At 42.8% G+C, this 16,216-nt stretch carries 17 protein-coding genes; all 17 read left to right on the forward strand.

Annotation, left to right across the window (positions count from 1 at the left end; all coding sequences use genetic code 11):
- Positions 1 to 32 precede the first annotated feature (32 nt).
- On the forward strand, positions 33 to 845 hold the full coding sequence (locus tag BO18_RS00750; RefSeq protein WP_185752304.1) for an endo alpha-1,4 polygalactosaminidase: 813 nt from the start codon (positions 33 to 35) through the stop codon (positions 843 to 845).
- A gap of 20 nt (positions 846 to 865) precedes the next feature.
- A complete protein-coding gene (locus BO18_RS00755) occupies positions 866 to 2,050 on the forward strand; it encodes an SDR family NAD(P)-dependent oxidoreductase (RefSeq protein WP_034442380.1) in 1,185 nt (394 codons plus the stop codon).
- Between the two features lie 49 nt (positions 2,051 to 2,099).
- Complete coding sequence (locus tag BO18_RS00760; RefSeq protein WP_242856497.1) at positions 2,100 to 2,420, forward strand: type II toxin-antitoxin system RelE/ParE family toxin; 321 nt, start codon at positions 2,100 to 2,102, stop codon at positions 2,418 to 2,420.
- Positions 2,421 to 2,439: 19 nt separating this feature from the next.
- Entirely contained in the window at positions 2,440 to 2,739 is a 300-nt protein-coding gene (locus BO18_RS00765; protein ID WP_034442382.1) for a HigA family addiction module antitoxin, read from the forward strand.
- A gap of 265 nt (positions 2,740 to 3,004) precedes the next feature.
- The gene (locus BO18_RS00770) at positions 3,005 to 4,396 is read left to right on the forward strand and encodes a sugar transferase (RefSeq protein ID WP_034442384.1); all 1,392 of its coding nucleotides are present in this window, start codon (positions 3,005 to 3,007) and stop codon (positions 4,394 to 4,396) included.
- A gap of 2 nt (positions 4,397 to 4,398) precedes the next feature.
- Positions 4,399 to 5,514, forward strand: coding sequence for a glycosyltransferase (locus tag BO18_RS00775; protein ID WP_034442387.1), 1,116 nt, complete (start codon positions 4,399 to 4,401; stop codon positions 5,512 to 5,514).
- Positions 5,507 to 6,685, forward strand: a complete 1,179-nt coding sequence (locus BO18_RS00780) for a CDP-glycerol glycerophosphotransferase family protein (protein ID WP_034442390.1) — start codon at positions 5,507 to 5,509, stop codon at positions 6,683 to 6,685. The genes BO18_RS00775 and BO18_RS00780 overlap by 8 nt, the downstream gene beginning before the upstream one ends.
- Positions 6,682 to 7,800, forward strand: coding sequence for a glycosyltransferase (locus BO18_RS00785; RefSeq protein ID WP_034442393.1), 1,119 nt, complete (start codon positions 6,682 to 6,684; stop codon positions 7,798 to 7,800). The genes BO18_RS00780 and BO18_RS00785 overlap by 4 nt, the downstream gene beginning before the upstream one ends.
- Before the next feature lies 1 nt (position 7,801).
- The gene (locus tag BO18_RS00790) at positions 7,802 to 8,935 is read left to right on the forward strand and encodes an EpsG family protein (RefSeq protein WP_034442396.1); all 1,134 of its coding nucleotides are present in this window, start codon (positions 7,802 to 7,804) and stop codon (positions 8,933 to 8,935) included.
- Between the two features lies 1 nt (position 8,936).
- Positions 8,937 to 9,833 (forward strand): glycosyltransferase family 2 protein, encoded by an 897-nt coding sequence (locus BO18_RS00795; RefSeq protein WP_034442399.1) that lies wholly within the window; start codon positions 8,937 to 8,939, stop codon positions 9,831 to 9,833.
- Positions 9,830 to 11,230, forward strand: coding sequence for a lipopolysaccharide biosynthesis protein (locus tag BO18_RS00800; RefSeq protein ID WP_034442401.1), 1,401 nt, complete (start codon positions 9,830 to 9,832; stop codon positions 11,228 to 11,230). The genes BO18_RS00795 and BO18_RS00800 overlap by 4 nt, the downstream gene beginning before the upstream one ends.
- Before the next feature lie 3 nt (positions 11,231 to 11,233).
- Positions 11,234 to 12,253 carry a glycosyltransferase gene (locus BO18_RS00805; protein ID WP_051688387.1) on the forward strand — a complete coding sequence of 340 codons (1,020 nt, stop codon included), beginning with the start codon at positions 11,234 to 11,236 and terminating at the stop codon, positions 12,251 to 12,253.
- 220 nt (positions 12,254 to 12,473) lie between these two features.
- Positions 12,474 to 12,941, forward strand: a complete 468-nt coding sequence (locus BO18_RS00810; protein WP_034442404.1) for a DUF4869 domain-containing protein — start codon at positions 12,474 to 12,476, stop codon at positions 12,939 to 12,941.
- Positions 12,925 to 13,896 (forward strand): hypothetical protein, encoded by a 972-nt coding sequence (locus BO18_RS00815; protein ID WP_034442407.1) that lies wholly within the window; start codon positions 12,925 to 12,927, stop codon positions 13,894 to 13,896. Before BO18_RS00810 ends, BO18_RS00815 begins: the two co-directional genes overlap by 17 nt.
- Positions 13,897 to 14,084: 188 nt before the next feature.
- Positions 14,085 to 15,635, forward strand: coding sequence for an acyl-CoA carboxylase subunit beta (locus BO18_RS00820; RefSeq protein WP_034442410.1), 1,551 nt, complete (start codon positions 14,085 to 14,087; stop codon positions 15,633 to 15,635).
- A gap of 15 nt (positions 15,636 to 15,650) precedes the next feature.
- Positions 15,651 to 15,821: a hypothetical protein gene (locus BO18_RS34650; RefSeq protein WP_185752305.1), complete on the forward strand. Its 171-nt coding sequence runs from the start codon at positions 15,651 to 15,653 to the stop codon at positions 15,819 to 15,821.
- A 5-nt stretch (positions 15,822 to 15,826) separates the two neighbouring features.
- Entirely contained in the window at positions 15,827 to 16,207 is a 381-nt protein-coding gene (locus BO18_RS00825; RefSeq protein ID WP_034442413.1) for a biotin/lipoyl-containing protein, read from the forward strand.
- Positions 16,208 to 16,216: the final 9 nt, after the last annotated feature.

The following is a 16,216-nucleotide window of genomic DNA, read 5'->3' on the forward strand; positions in this document are numbered from 1 at the left end:
TTATAAAACGCATTTTCGTTGGTGTTACAGTTTTGCTTATTGCTGTTACCTGTCTTTTTGCTGGATGTGATAATGTCGGTATTTTGAATGGCAAGGGTTTTGAATACAAATACGGTGTCTTCCTCGGGGCTGAACCCGAAGATGTTGAACGCATGGCGGCTTATGAGATATTAGTCGTTGAAGGTCAGGCATTTTCAGAGCGTGAAGTATCGGAACTTAAAGCTGCTGGTCACACAATAATAAGTTATATCAATGTCGGTTCTGTAGAAGAGTATAGGCCATATTATTCAGATTTTGAACAATATACTCTCGATGTATATGAGGATTGGGAAGATGAGAAGTGGATTGATGTAACCGTTCCCGAATGGCAGGAATTCATAGTTAATAATCTTGCTGCTGATCTTAAGAATAAAGGTTTTGACGGATTGTTTGTTGATAATGTTGATGTTTATTACCATTATCATACGGATGAAGTGTTTGACTCATTAACTTATATGTTGAAATCTTTCAAATCTATTGAGTTCTATGTTTCTGTTAATGGCGGTGATGAATACGTTACCGAGTATATGGACAGAAACGGATCCTTAAATGAACTGATCGATGCGGTAAATCAGGAGACAGTTTTTTCTAAGATAATATGGGATGAAACTGATACATTTGATGTTCAGGATGACGAAGAACGCAGATACTTTCAGAAATATCTTTCTGAAGTTCATAAACAAGGAGTAGATGTCTATCTTCTCGAATACAGCAAGGATGAAGATTTAATAGCTGATGTTAAAGACTATTGTGATAAAAAGGGTTATTATTACTATGTTTCATCGACATTAAACCTTGAAGCATAATATATTGGAACGGTTGATATATGGATAAGAAAGCGGTAATTATCGGCGGAAGCAACGGAATAGGACTTGCCTTGGCAAATAAACTGATAGATAAGGGATACTATGCGGTTATCCTTGACAAATGTGAGCCTGAATCAGTTTCTTTAACTTCAGGTAAGTTTGAGTATCAGTATTGTAATCTGCTCGATCTTGATCATGAGATGATCTCGTCGTTGGCTTCAGATCCGTCCGTCGGTGTTCTAATGATCACCGCAGGTTTTGGCCGAGTAGCTGATTTTGAATATTTCCTGCCTGTTGAGATAAGGAATATGATGACTGTTAACGCAACCTCTACTATTGAGATACTTCGTCTTTTCTATGAACGGATACTTTCTAAGGATGAGTTCTACTGTGGTGTAATGGGGTCTATTGCCGGATTAATATCTTCTCCTTGTTGTGCTTTATATGCCGCGTCGAAGGCTGCTGTATGCCGGTTTATTGAAAGCGTTGATATCGAATTAGAGGTGTTTGGAACATCGAACCGTATTTTGTGCGTGGCACCAACTTCATTCAGTGGTTCGAAGTTCTATGGGGGAGAAAATGATCTTTCCTCTCTTTCTCCGTTGGCTGATGAGATCATGTCACATATGTTTTCGCATTCGTCTCTGTTCATACCTAACTATTACAAAGTTAAGGAGACAATTAAGTGGTATCAAGACTATCCGCACGAATATGGTCTTCACAGTTATGATTATAAGTGTTCATCCGGAAGAATAAATCATACCAGTCCTGTTAAGGTCGGTTATCTGTCTGGAACGTTCGATCTGTTCCATGTGGGTCACCTTAATCTGCTGCGCAGGGCAAAGGCAGAGTGCGATTATCTGATCGTGGGTGTTCATGAGAGCGGGGCATGGAAAGGGAAGGAGACCTTTATCCCGTTTGAGGAACGCATGGCTGTAGTAGGAGCCTGCAAATATGTGGATAAAGTCGTTAAGTCCTGTACAGAAGATTCTGATGCCTGGGCGCTCTGGCATTTTGATAAGCTCTTTGTCGGATCTGATTATAAAGGCTCTGAGCGCTTTCAGCGATATGAGGAGTTTTTTAAGGATAAAGGTGTGGAGATAGTTTATTTCCCGTATACAGAAGGTACGAGCAGCACTGAGATAAGGAAGACGGTTCTTTTAAAGACAAAAGATATTGATTTAGCTGATAAGACTGAAGACTGACCTTTTTATTGTGTTTTTGCTTTCGACTGGGCAGGTCCTAAAAATATGCATGGCTGCTGTGTACACGTTGAGCGTGTATAATATTGCTATAATAAAGCACTTTGCAGATAAAGAGACAGAAAAAGTATTTAATCAAGTATTCTCTAAGAAACTTCCTCAAAGCATTCAGTATGTAGCTTTAAGAAAACTGATTTTAATAGATAATGCGGCTAGTCTGGATGATTTGAAAGTTCCTCCCGGTAATAGATTGGAAGCCCTTACGGGTGATAGAGAAGGTCAGTATAGTATTCGTATTAATGACCAATATCGTATCTGTTTTATATGGAACGGTTCTGATTTTAAGGATGTTGAAATAGTAGATTATCATTAGCATGAAAGGTAGGTGTTATATGGATTCATTTATTAAGACTCCCAAAATGGGTGAAATACTTTTAGAAGAATTTATGAAGCCTTTTGATATATCGGCATATAAGCTTGCTCGGGAGATTCATGTTCCTGTATCTCGGATTCAAGATATTATACATGACAGACGTAAGATAACCGCAGATACTTCTCTTAGACTTGCTCGTTTTTTTGGAGTTTCCGATAAATATTTCTTAGACATACAGAACGATATCGATCTGAGGGAACTCAAAATTGAACTGCATAAGGATCTGGAGTTAATTAAGCCATATAATAAGGCGGTGTAAATATATCTAGCCAGATAATAAGCCTTATGCATATATAATTTTTAAGCCGAATGAATAAGACATTTTTGATAGAGATTGCTTGTTTCCTTTATACAGAAGGTACGAGCAGTACAGAGATAAGGAAGACGGCTCTTTTAAAGACAAAAGATATTGATTTATCTGATAAACCTGAAGACTGACCTTACAAATAAGCTCTTTTATATTATAATTAATATTCGTGTTATATTGCTGTCATTTTTGACGGTGTGCTTCATTTTGGGGTCTTATGTACGAACAGCAGACTATAAATACATTTAAGCATGAGATTGGCTTAAGGTTGCTTAAGCTTGTTAATCTGTTGCTTATGGTGGTTCCGTTTGCCGTGTCTTGGTTCCTATATTATGACGGACTTACAGCTGTAAGATATTACTGGAAGGGCGATGTAGCTATCATTGTGTTCTTTGCCTTACTCTATTTTTACTTCGGCAAGACATATGATGCTTTCCTGATATCGCATTTCCGTACTACTGATATTGTTTCTTCCCAGGCTCTGTCTTTGTTCCTTTCTGACGGACTGTTCTATGCCGTTATGTTCTTCCTTGCAAAGAGGCTTGTTAATCCGATGCCTCTGATATTGGTCTTTGCAGATCAGGTGGCCATATCAATGGTGTGGACTACCATAGCGCAGTGGATCTACTTTAAGTGGTTTCCGGCAAAGAAATCGATAATCGTATATGATGTCCGTAAGGGTATGCGTGAGCTTATCGATAAATACGGGCTTTCAAAAAAGTTCGATGTAAGAAAGACTATGTCAGCTGAAGAATGCCTTGCCGATCTTTCTGTAATAGATGAGATGGATGTTGTGTTCTTAAGCGGCATCCACAGTCATGACCGCAATGTGATACTTAAGTACTGCCTTTATAGGAATAAACAGGTCTACATGATCCCTAGGATCGGCGATGTCCTTATGAGATCTGCAAGGACGATGCATATGTTCAATCTCCCGATCCTAAGGGTCAACAGATATTCGCCCAATCCTCTTTATCTGGTGATCAAGAGATGTTTTGATATCGTTTTCTCATTAGTTGCTCTCATTCTGTTGATACCGGTATTTATTGTTACTGCAATTGCTGTAAAGACTTCAGATAAGGGACCTGTTTTCTATAAGCAGCTGCGCCTTACAAAGAACGGCAAGAGATTCTATATCCATAAGTTCAGGAGTATGAGAGTGGATGCTGAAGGTGACGGAGTGGCAAGGCTGTCTTCCGGTGACAGTGATTCTAGGGTTACTCCTGTCGGCAGGGTAATAAGAAAACTCCGCATTGATGAATTACCTCAGCTCATTGATGTATTGGCCGGTAATCTTTCTTTGGTAGGACCACGTCCTGAGAGACCCGAGATCGCGGAAGAATATATGAAGTCTATGCCTGAGTTCCAGTTAAGACTCCAGTGCAAAGCCGGTCTTACAGGTTATGCCCAGGTCTATGGCAAGTATAATACGACACCTTACGACAAGCTTCACATGGATCTCATGTATATAGCCAATCCCAGCATCATTGAGGATATAAGGATCTGCTTTGCCACTATCAAGATCTTATTTACTCCCGACAGTACAGAAGGCATAGCTGAAGGGCAGACGACCGCTATGGATAACAGACAGAAACAGCAGGAAGGCTGAGGATGAAGATCTTATTCGTAGCTACGGTAGTTAAGACGCACATAATGGAATTCCATATACCTTACCTGAAGATGCTCAAAGAAGCAGGCTGGGAGACGGCTGTTGCAGCCCGTAACGATTATGAGGATCCAAAAGATTGTGTGATCCCTTATTGCGATAAGTACTACGATATAGCTTTTGAGAGGAATCCTTTTAAGCTCGGTAATGTTAAGGCTGTTAAAGCACTTAAGAACATTATAGATTCAGGTGACTACGATATCGTGCATTGCCATACACCTGTGGGAGCAGTGCTTGGCAGGATGGCATCAAAGGATGCACGCAAGAAGGGAACTAAGGTCTTTTATACGGCTCACGGTTTCCATTTTTATAAAGGTGCTCCGTTGCTTAACTGGCTTGTCTACTATCCTGTGGAGAAGCATTTTGCCAGGAAGACGGATGTGCTTGTTACCATTACCAAAGAAGACTTTGTCCGTGCGTTTGCCAAGTTCAAGGCAGGGAAGGTTGTATATCTGCCTGGTATTGGCGTTGATACATCCCGCTTTTGTGGTATTGATGAAACCGTTGGGCTAGAGTTGAAGTCTTCTCTCGGTATTCCTGCTGACAGTAAGGTCTTGTTATCTGTAGGTGAGTTTACTGCCAATAAGAATCAGCGTTTGGTTATCGAGGCGCTGCCTTCGCTTCCTTCTGTGTATTATGTCTTATGCGGCAGGGGAGAACTTATGGAATCGTTGAAGGCTCTTGCTGTACGTCTTGGCGTTTCTAACCGCACGATGTTTGTAGGATATCGTGACGATGTCGAAGCATTCTACAGTATGGCTGACGTCTTTGTTTTCCCTTCGTTCCGAGAGGGCCTTCCTGTAGCGCTGATGGAGGCAATGGCATCCGGGTTGCCTTGTGTTGCTTCGAAGAACCGGGGAACGGATGATCTGATGTCAGGAAGTTCTCTGTTGTTCGATGCATCAGATAAAGCCGGACTAATCTCTAAGCTTGAACTTGCGCTTTCATCTGACTTGAGTTCAGAAGTTGAACGCAACCTTGAACGCATCAAGTCTTTTGATATCAGCAATTCACTTGCTCTGATGAAGTCATATTATACGGAAGCCGTGAATCATGAATAAGTTAAGTTATCTGCTCAAGACTTCCAGATTCCTATATGCGGTATATTTTTATCTGATGTCAGGTCTGATCAGATTTCTTGGTCTGTTTGTACGGATTGATGATAAGCTCATTCTCTTTAACTGCTATGGCGGCAAGAAATACGATGACAGTCCCAAGGCTATATATGAGGAGATGCTTCGTGATGAGCGGTTTGCAGGGTATAGGTTCTGCTGGGCGCTTCAGTCTCCGTCTTCAGTTTCTGTTCCGGGTCCTGCTTCTATTGTGCGTTCCGATTCATTCAAGTATTTCCTAATGACTCAGAAGGCGCGTGTCTGGGTTACTAACTCTTCGATGGAGAGGGGACTTGATATCAAGAAGAAAAAGACATTCTGTCTTAATACCTGGCACGGTACTGCCATTAAGGTAATGGGAGCAGATATCAAGTCTGACAATAAATCCTTTAAGAGCAAAGTCCTTGTCAGGGCTGATGTCATGTGTGCACAGGGACAGTACGATGTCGATACATTCTCCCGATGCTTTTGTCTTCCTGTATCTTCGCTGAGGATAACGGGACTTCCGCGTAATGATGCTCTAGCTTCATGTTCTTCCGTTTCTTCTATACGTTCTTCACTTGGAATACCTTCGGATAAGACTGTCTTGCTCTATGCTCCGACATTCAGGGAGTATACGAAGGGGGATTCAAATGAAATAGTATTGGATATTCCCATGACACTTTCAAAGTGGCAGTCTTCTCTGGGTGACAGATTCGTAGTCCTTTTCAGAGCCCACTATGAAGTTGCTCGTCACATGAATATATCGGGATATCCGATGTTCATTGACGTATCGTCCTATCCTGATCTTAACGAATTGATGCTGGCATCGGATGCTCTGATATCTGATTATTCGAGCATATACTTCGATTATTCCGTCATGCACAAGCCTATGTACTGCTTTGCATATGACTACGACGATTATAAGAAGAACAGAGGCATGTATCTGGATCTTAAGTCTGAACTGCCGTGTGAGATACATTTTTTCGAGTCTTCTCTTATCGATTCTTTAATGTGCTTTTCATCTGAGCGTTCCGCTCTGTCTGCCCGTTGTGCGGAGTTTCAGTCTAAATATGTAACTGAATACGGGAACGGCGCTTCAAAGTGCTGCGATATCCTGATGGATGAGGTGCTCTCATGATTAGGATACTTCATGTTCTTACAGCCATGGACCGTGCCGGTACCGAGACGATGCTGATGAATCTCTACCGTACGATAGACCGTTCTGAGATACAGTTTGATTTTGCCGTATCTGCAACCCGTCACTGTGACTTTGACGATGAGATCATATCCATAGGCGGACGTATTATTCATTATCCTTTGTATAAGGGTACAAATCACTTTGCATATAAGAAGTGGTGGAAGGACTTCTTTTCTTCCCATCCTGAATACCGAATAATACACGGACACATAGGCAGTACAGCAGCCATATATCTGAAGATATCAAAGTCTTTCGGCTGCTATACGATAGCCCACAGCCATAACGCGAGCGAGGGCGCAGGATTGCACGGACTTTTATATCGGCTATATTCTTACCCGACCAGGAATATCGCGGATTATTTTATCGGTTGTTCAAATGCTGCACTGGTTGCACGTTACGGATCGCGTGTTGCGTCTGATACGGGAATAAGCACAGTGCTTAAGAACGGTATCGATGTTGGTAAGTATGCTTATTCATCTTCTGTACGTTCTTCTGTTTTATCCGAACTTGGGATCGACTCTTCTGCTTTGGTTTTAGGTACAGTAGGACGTATGACAGACCAGAAGAATCCTCTGTTTATCATTGATATCCTTACTGAACTGGATAAGCGCGGTGTTGATTATGTGTTCCTGTGGGCGGGAACAGGGGAGATGAAGTCTGAGATCGAGTCTGAGATCTCTTCACGAGGACTGTCTTCCAAGGTGCGTCTGCTGGGCGTGCGTTCTGATATCGACAGGATCCTTTCCGCCCTTAATGTGTTTTTGCTGCCTTCCAAGTATGAAGGTCTTCCCGTTATCGGTGTAGAAGTACAGGCGGCTGGCGTTCCGATGCTCTGCAGCGACCGGGTGTCTTCGGAAGTGAAGATAACCGAATATTGCAGATTCCTTGATATTGACTCTGCATCTTTATGGGCTGATGCGGTCCTTGAGTACCGTGAATTTGTCCGCAATCCGTCGGCATCTGCTGAAGTAACCCGTGCAGGATATGACATTAGGTCTACTGCTGCCTGGCTTTCTGACTTTTATAAGTCTGTTCCACCGGGAGGCAGCAGATAGTATGGATATGCTCTTAGCTGTCTTTTCATATAACTTTATAGTCGTTGTGGCGGTCATACTGGCTGATCAGCGGTTTAAGAAGATGTTATTGATCAACCGTTCAGATGCGGCTCCGGTGAAGACAACATATAAGATGCCTGTTGTTATGGCTCTGATAATATCTTTAATGTTCGGCCTTTTTAATCTGTTGGTAACGTTAATGAAGGAGGAACTTGGCGGGGACAGGCTCAACTACTATCTTAATTACACAGGATACAGACCGTCTTCAAGCGCCGGACTGAATGTTGTTATCAGCATATTAAGATTGGTTTGTTCCGATTACCGGATATTATTCTGCTTTGCGACATTCTTTACTGTCCTGATAACATTATTTGCATACAGGATAAGTGCTGATGCCGAACCGGAAGCTTTATTCTTCCTTCTTACCACCCAGTTTGTCTTTTTTACCTTTACCGGCATCAAACAGTGCTTTGCGAATGCATTTGCTTCTCTTTGCATTATCTTCGCTCTCCGTAATGAAGGGATAAAGGATACTGTCTTTTCTATCATACTGATAGGTCTTGCCATTTGGTTCCATCCGGCGGGATTTTTCCTTATCCCTCTTTATATCCTGCTGCGTATTAAGAAGGGCAGATGGACTACTGTTCTGTTCTTCCTTCTCATGATGGTATCAGTCTTATTCTTTGAACCTTTGCTCTTAAAGTTTGCCCAGATCCTGTCACGTTTTATTCCGTCTCTTTCAGTCAAGATCTATGAATACTTCGGCGATGCAGCCAATTCTGCTCTGGAGGCGGCAGGCCCCATGAGCGTATTGAAGGGAATCCCCTTTTACATCATTACCTTTGTCGGATGGTATAAGAGAGGGACTCTCAGGTCAAAACTTGCAAATTATGATAACTACCTGATCTTAAGCTCAGCCATTTCGATGATCTACCTTGCTTCGTTCTATAACAGCTGGCTGATAAGGCTTACATACTTTATGTATCTTCCTGCAGCAATATTCTTTATAAGAGTTCTTCGCAATCTCAGACTGAAGAATAACTACAATGTCCTTTTGCTTTCAGCTGTCGGCTTAAGTGCTCTTTTGACGATGCGCTATGAGATCCTTATCTTCTATAATTACGGGGGATTCTGATATGAGTGATGCCTCCTGCAAGATAACAATACTTACTCCTACATATAACAGGGCTGATAAGCTGCCCCGTTTATTCGACAGTCTTTCTCAACAGACCGTCAAAGGCTTCCAATGGCTCGTCATTGATGACGGCAGCACTGACGGCACAAAGGATTATGTCCTTGACCTTGATCCGTCAGGCTTTTCTGTCGAATACCGTTACAAGACCAACGGAGGCAAACATACTGCGCTTAACTATTCGCATCCTTATATCAAAGGTGAGTATGTATGTATAGTCGACAGTGATGACTATCTTGTGCCTGATGCTGTCGAATCGATGCTGTCTCTTATCTCACAGTTTGATCAAGATTCCGGAATAGTGTGTTATTCATTCCAGAAAGGTTTAAGGTCAGGTGAGCCTTTGGTCAAGAATATCCCTGATGAGCCAGTCGTATCGAATCACATAGATTACAGGCTTAACGGCAACCGTCCCGGGGACTGCTGCGAGGTAGAGAAGACGACCGTCTTCGTGGAGTTCCCGTTCCCTGAGTTTCCCGGTGAGAAGTTCATGAGTGAAGGATATCTGTGGTTCAACATCGGACTTAAGTATAAGACAGTCTATATCAATAAAGTGATCTATATCTGTGAGTATCTTGAGGGTGGACTTACGTCTTCGGGCCGTAAGTTGCGGATTAAATCTCCCATGGGAGGAATGGAGACCGCAAATCTTTATATGTCTGCTCCTAAGCTTAAGCCTAAACTTCTTTTAAAACAGATGATGCTTTATATATGCTTCGGCAAGACCGCCGGGTTTAAAGTATCTTCCTTGTACGATAAGTGCTGCAGAAAAGGCTTATTTATATTAAGCTATCCTGCCGGATGGATCATGTATAAAGTTTGGAGCAGGAAATACAGATGAACGGCAAGTATAAGACACTGGCAAAGGATACGCTGATATTCGCGTTGGGAAGTCTGGGATCAAAAGTGATCCTCTTCTTCCTTGTGCCTTTATATACGAATTTCCTGACACGTGAGGAGTACGGCATTTCAGATCTCGTTACCACTCTGGTCCAGTTATTCGTTCCTTTCGCTGCTGTTGTAATAAATCAGGCCGTTCTCAGATTCGGCATGAAGAAGGACAGGAGGGCCGAAGATGTACTTAAAGCATCTTTCTTTGTTCTTGCTCTGTCTGTTTTAGTCTCACTGGTCTTTGTGCCCCTGATCAGTCTTTATAAGCCGATGGAACCCTGGAAGTGGTATTTCTACGCTCTGATCGTGCTTACTAATATCTCGGAAACGGAGAAGAACTATCTGAAGGTAAAGGAGAGGAACAGGACCTTTGCAGTAATCAGCATATTCCAGACTCTGGTGCTCGCTGTTACTAATATCGTCCTTCTGACATTCTGTCATCTCGGTATATCCGGTTATCTGTTTGCAAATATCGCTGCACTTGCTTTTACGACCATAGCTGCGTTCTTTGCCGGAAAGATACCCGCAGGACTTAAGGCTGGTAAGCTTGACAGGACATTACTCCGTGAGATGGTCCGTTTCTCATTCCCACTGATTTTCAGTACGGTTTCCTGGTGGGTAATACAGTCGTCTGATAAGCTTATGCTCGAACTTATGGTCGGTGCTTCGTTACTTGGCGTGTATACGGCAGCTACTAAGATACCGTCATTGATAAATGTTGTGACAGGGATCTTTAATCAGGCATGGGGACTTTCATCTATTAAAGAGATAGAGACTGATAAGGATGCCGGGTTCTTTTCTTCTGTCTTTAACCTGTTCAGCACATTTCTTTTTGGCGTGTGTATAGTCTTAACTTCGGTGATCAAGCCCTTCATGAGCGTTTATGTAGGTGCTGAGTTCCGCGAAGCATGGCAGTATACGCCGCTGCTGCTGTCTGCTGCAGTATTTTTCTCGATTTCTGCTTTTATAGGCTCTGTGTACATGGCGCTCCAGAAGACAAAGAACGACATGTGGACTGCAGTGCTCAGTGCGGTTATTAATCTTGCCGTGAATTATTTCGGCATCAAGGCCTGGGGCATATGGGGAGCCGTTCTTGGAACTGTCTCGGCTTATCTGGTTATTGCACTAATAAGGGTTATAGACATCAGGCGTCAGATGAGATTCGATGTCGATGTGCTGAGGTTTGTTATAAACTGCCTTATTATGCTCGTCCATTCTGTGTTCGTCTCTTTAAACCTGAATATCCTTTTAGTCAGCATATCTGCTGTGATCCTGTTCTTTATCCTGAACTTCGGTAATATCAAGCAAATATGTACAAAGTTGCTCAGCTTCGTCAGGAGAAGATAAAAGATGGATAAACCGCTGATCAGTGTAATCGTTCCCATATATAAGGTTGAAGAGTATCTGCCTTCTTGTCTGGACAGTATCTGTTCTCAAACTTATAAGAACCTGGAGATCGTACTTGTTGATGACGGATCGCCGGATAAGTGCGGAGATATATGCGACAGATATGCAGAGTCCGATCCAAGGATAAAGGTGATCCATAGAGCCAACGGCGGGCTTTCGGCAGCAAGGAATACAGGAATCGCCGTCGCAACCGGCGAATATATCGGTTTTGTCGACAGTGATGACAGGATAGAACCTGATATGTATCAGAAGCTTATAGCTGCTGCAGTCTCAGAAGATGCCGATCTTGCTGCATGCGGAAGGATGGATGCTTATGCTGATGTTTCCGTGCCGATACGAATAGAGGCTGGTATATATAAAGACCGGGATATCTTAAAAGCAATGCTTGATGACAAACTCGGAGAAGGCACTGTATGGAATAAGATATACAGAAGGGAATATGTTGTTTCTGCTCTGTTTCCTGAAGGATACGATTTTGAAGATGTATTAACGCTGTACAGGTTTGTTGCTCGTATGAACAAGGCGGTCGTTATAACCGATCCTTTATATATTCATCTTATAAGAAATTCTTCCATATGCCATGACCACACTGTAAAGAACCTTATAGATTACTGGCACGCTTTCCATACCAGATATACTGACGTAATGAGTTATCCCGAATATTCGGGCGACAGGGAAGTGGAAGCGCTTCTGCTCAAAGGCTGCGCCTCTGCTGTCTCACGCACCTGGCGCTGGGCTTACGGGTTAAGAAAAGTGGATAAACCGGCTGTCGATGAACTGACTTCTGAAGTCTCATCGTTTGTTAAGACTCATTACGGTACATTCGGAGTTAAAGGATATCCTAAGGTCTATAACCTGATGCTGTTCCTAGCAAGGTCTGATAATGGTGTCTCCAAGTTTTTTGCATATCACATCAATCAGTTGGGCCGTAAGATCAAAGGTGTTGACGACAGGCTTAACTGATGCCGGTCGCGGCTTGATGGGTCACGTCTCATCATGACGCGACCGGCGCTCCAAGCGAAGCGCGGAAGGTTAGAATGGTTGATTTTCTAAAACTGTGACCAAATTGATAGTCGAAATTCCAGTGAATATTTACTCGCACGCTAAGTGATGAAGCTGCCCATATCATGTTTGATGTGTGATAAAATTAGTTTGAAAAATTAGATTATATAAGAGGTCTTTAATGCTGAACATTATTTTTGGCGAGACAGCAACTGCCATTTATAATACTTCTGTATATTTTGACAATACGTATTATGATGGTTGGCTTGATGATGAATTTGCACGTAAGATGATCAAGGATATTGATAAAGCTACGGTGCTTAGTAATCATGCCATTGAAAGCAAGGCTCTTGGAGTTATCCCTGTAACCAAGATGTCCGGTGGACTTAAGACTTTATTGCTTATATATAACAATCCTGAAAAGATTTTTAATGCTTCCACATGTGGCGATAATTGCTCAAAATGGATACTTAAGATTGCTCAAAGGTCTGATAAAGATATTATTGTCAATCTGCGTCATGTTATGGATTTTGGCGACAAGGCATTTGATATAAAGATACTCAACAATGGAGTTGTTGTTCACAGCATGAGTGAATATGTTCAGTACGCCGGGTTATTTATAGGTGGAAGATATGAAGGGCAGTCATGATATTGTAGTCAGGAATAATCGCCTTTGTTACAAGTTTACGATTCAAAGGAATTTAACCATATTAAGAGGGGACAGCGCTACAGGTAAGACCACTCTTATTGAAATGATCAATGATAATTGCAAAAATGGTCCTGAAAGCGGCGTGGAGATCTTGAGTGATGTCAGGTGTGTCGTGTTGGAACGAGGTAATTGGGAGCGAGATCTGAGTGACTTTGATAATTGTATTGTTTTTATAGATGAGGGAAATGGTTTTGTGAGTTCAAAAACATTTGCCGAAATGGTAAAGAACAGTACTAATTATTATGTCATTGCTACCCGTGAATCTTTGTTTAGTCTTCCATACAGCATTCATGAGATATATGGAATAAGGAATAAATCTGGTAACCGCTATCAGGGGACAAAGAGATTATACAGTGAATTGTATCGTTTATATAACTCTGACGCTTTTGTCGGAAGACCAGATCTGGTAATTGTTGAAGATTCCAATTCTGCATATGAGTTTTGGAAATCTGTTTGCAAGAAAGAGAAAATAGATTGTATTACTGCAAACGGAAAGTCAAATATATATAGGTCTGTTCTAGAATCTACAGGCGATAAGATTTTGGTAATAGCTGACGGCGCTGCATTTGGACCAGAGATAGAACGGGCTATGTTTTTGAACAAGTTAAGGAATGTAGTCTATTTTCTTCCGGAATCATTTGAGTGGCTTATCTTACGTTCTGGCTTGATAGATGGTAATGAACTTAAGAATATTCTTGCGCATCCTTCGGATTTTGTTGAAAGTGGGATGTATATGAGTTGGGAACAATTCTTTACAGCATTGCTTATTGAAGATACCAAGGATACCTATTTGGCGTATAGTAAACGTTCATTGAATCCGACCTATCTTCAGAAAAAGACACAAAATGCCATTTTGAAAGAAGCAGATGAGATTGCGGGTGGCACCCTTATATAATTTCCGCATTTTCCAATATATAGAACAAAGAGCAATCCAAAGAGCAACGGATAATGATCAAAGTGCAAAAATAGCACTTTAGAGGAACTGGCAATACAGAAAGTTTCAATAAAAAATCTCTAAAATACTTTGACTATCAAAGCATTTTGTGTATACTGTGTTCGTATAGAACTATTGGAGGAATATTTATGGATCAGATTTGGCAGGATCGCATAGATCAGCTTAACGCCAGAAGAGCCTCTGTTGCAGCCGCAGGCGGACAGGAGCGTATCGCCAAGCAGCATGCTTCGGGCAAGCTTACGGCAAGAGAGCGAATGGAAGCTCTTTTTGACGATGAGACATTTGTTGAGATCAACGATCAGATAGCTTCTCGCTGTTCTGACTTCGGTATGGATAAGAAGAAAAAGCCCGGTGACGGTGTTGTTACCGGTTACGGATATATCCACGGACGTCTGGCATTTGCATCTTCACAGGATTTTACCGTCGGCGGAGGCTCTTTGGGTGAAGCTCATGCCATGAAGATATGCCGTGCAATGGACATGGCTATGGAGATGAAAGCTCCTTTTATTTCCATCAATGACTCAGGTGGAGCAAGGATCGAAGAAGGCATCGACAGCCTTTCAGGCTATGCTGATATCTTCTACAGGAATACGATCGCTTCAGGCGTTATCCCTCAGATATCTGTTATTATGGGACCTTGCGCAGGCGGCGCATGCTATTCTCCGGCTATTACAGACTATATCTTCATGACCGAGAATAACAGTCAGATGTATATCACGGGCCCTGCAGTCGTTAAGTCCGTTACTGGTGAGGTCATCTCATCAGCTGACCTAGGCGGTGCATCTGTACACAGCTCGACATCAGGTGTTGCTCACTTTGTATATCCCGATGATCTTTCATGCCTTAACGGCGTGCGTCAGCTTTTGGGATATCTGCCTCAGAACAATCTTGAGGAATCGCTCGTAGTAGAAGGAACAAAGGTAGATGAGTCAGCTTCTTTGAGTGATATCGTTCCGGTTGATTCCAAGAGACCTTACGATGTCAGAAGCGTTATCAATTCTTTTGTCGATCTGGGAAGCTTTTTTGAGATCCAGAAGGATTTTGCAAGAAATATCGTAATCGGCTTTGCACGTCTTGACGGCGAGACGATAGGTATCGTAGCAAACCAGAGCCAGTTCATGGCAGGATCTCTTGAGATCAATGCATCAGATAAGGGCTCAAGGTTCATCCGCTTTTGTGACTGCTTCAATATACCGTTGTTGACACTTGTTGACGTTCCGGCATTCCTTCCGGGATCCCAGCAGGAGCACGGCGGCATCATACGCCACGGTGCTAAGCTCCTCTATGCTTATTCAGAGGCAACTGTTCCGAAGGTAAGTCTCATCATGAGAAAGGCTTACGGCGGAGCCTATATCGCCATGAACAGCAAGGGCACGGGTGCCGATATCGTCTATGCATGGCCTATCGCAGAGATCGCCGTTATGGGCGCTTCCGGAGCTGTAAGCATTATCGGCAAGAAAGCTATCGAAGCTTCTGAAGATCCAGCAGCCAAGAGGGAAGAACTTCTTAATGAATATAACGAGAAGTTCATGAATCCATATATCGCAGCCGAGCACGGCTATGTCGATGAGGTAATACTGCCTGAAGAGACAAGGACAAAGATCGCAGGCGCATTTAAGATGCTGAAGAACAAAGAGCGTGAGCTGCCTTATAAGAAGCACGGCAATATCCCGCTTTAAAGATTGGAGTAAAAGATGGAGATAGAGAAAGTATTGGCGATGGCAGTAGCATGCGTTGCCGAAGAATCCGGTGTGGATCCCAAGCATGTGGTCGTAAGATCTTTCAGGGAAGTGCCGAAGAGCAGCCTTGAGCAGTATATCGAGGAAAACCACATCAATTACCGTAAATATCAATTGGAGGACTAAAGATAATGAGTAAGTATCGTATAACACTTGAAGGCAAGACATATGAGATGGATATCGAGCTTATCGGAGAGAACGGAGCCGTTCAGCAGCCCGTTAAGAAGGCTGCTCCCGCAGTAAGTGCACCCGCTGCACCTTCAGCTCCCGCAGCTGCTGCACCGAAGGCAGAAGCCGGAAGCGGCTCTGTCGTTGCACCGATGCCCGGAACTGTCATTAAGATCCTCAAAGCTGCCGGTGATGCTGTAAAGGCAGGTGATGTAGTACTCATCCTTGAAGCAATGAAGATGGAAAATGAGATATCAGCACCCGTGAGCGGAACCTTAGCTTCTATCGGCTGTGCCGAGGGCGGCACCGTAGCAGGCGGAGATGTACTGTTTGAGGTTAAGTGAGGTTTCCTT

It is taken from the genome of Butyrivibrio sp. AE2032 (genome assembly GCF_000702965.1).

Coding starts and splice junctions, on each gene's coding strand:
- BO18_RS00755 (WP_034442380.1), top strand. CDS start 866: ATGGATAAGAAAGCGGTAATTATCGGCGGAAGCAACGGAATAGGACTT.
- BO18_RS00760 (WP_242856497.1), top strand. CDS start 2,100: ATGGCTGCTGTGTACACGTTGAGCGTGTATAATATTGCTATAATAAAG.
- BO18_RS00765 (WP_034442382.1), top strand. CDS start 2,440: ATGGATTCATTTATTAAGACTCCCAAAATGGGTGAAATACTTTTAGAA.
- BO18_RS00770 (WP_034442384.1), top strand. CDS start 3,005: ATGTACGAACAGCAGACTATAAATACATTTAAGCATGAGATTGGCTTA.
- BO18_RS00775 (WP_034442387.1), top strand. CDS start 4,399: ATGAAGATCTTATTCGTAGCTACGGTAGTTAAGACGCACATAATGGAA.
- BO18_RS00780 (WP_034442390.1), top strand. CDS start 5,507: ATGAATAAGTTAAGTTATCTGCTCAAGACTTCCAGATTCCTATATGCG.
- BO18_RS00785 (WP_034442393.1), top strand. CDS start 6,682: ATGATTAGGATACTTCATGTTCTTACAGCCATGGACCGTGCCGGTACC.
- BO18_RS00790 (WP_034442396.1), top strand. CDS start 7,802: ATGGATATGCTCTTAGCTGTCTTTTCATATAACTTTATAGTCGTTGTG.
- BO18_RS00795 (WP_034442399.1), top strand. CDS start 8,937: ATGAGTGATGCCTCCTGCAAGATAACAATACTTACTCCTACATATAAC.
- BO18_RS00800 (WP_034442401.1), top strand. CDS start 9,830: ATGAACGGCAAGTATAAGACACTGGCAAAGGATACGCTGATATTCGCG.
- BO18_RS00805 (WP_051688387.1), top strand. CDS start 11,234: ATGGATAAACCGCTGATCAGTGTAATCGTTCCCATATATAAGGTTGAA.
- BO18_RS00810 (WP_034442404.1), top strand. CDS start 12,474: ATGCTGAACATTATTTTTGGCGAGACAGCAACTGCCATTTATAATACT.
- BO18_RS00815 (WP_034442407.1), top strand. CDS start 12,925: ATGAAGGGCAGTCATGATATTGTAGTCAGGAATAATCGCCTTTGTTAC.
- BO18_RS00820 (WP_034442410.1), top strand. CDS start 14,085: ATGGATCAGATTTGGCAGGATCGCATAGATCAGCTTAACGCCAGAAGA.
- BO18_RS34650 (WP_185752305.1), top strand. CDS start 15,651: ATGGAGATAGAGAAAGTATTGGCGATGGCAGTAGCATGCGTTGCCGAA.
- BO18_RS00825 (WP_034442413.1), top strand. CDS start 15,827: ATGAGTAAGTATCGTATAACACTTGAAGGCAAGACATATGAGATGGAT.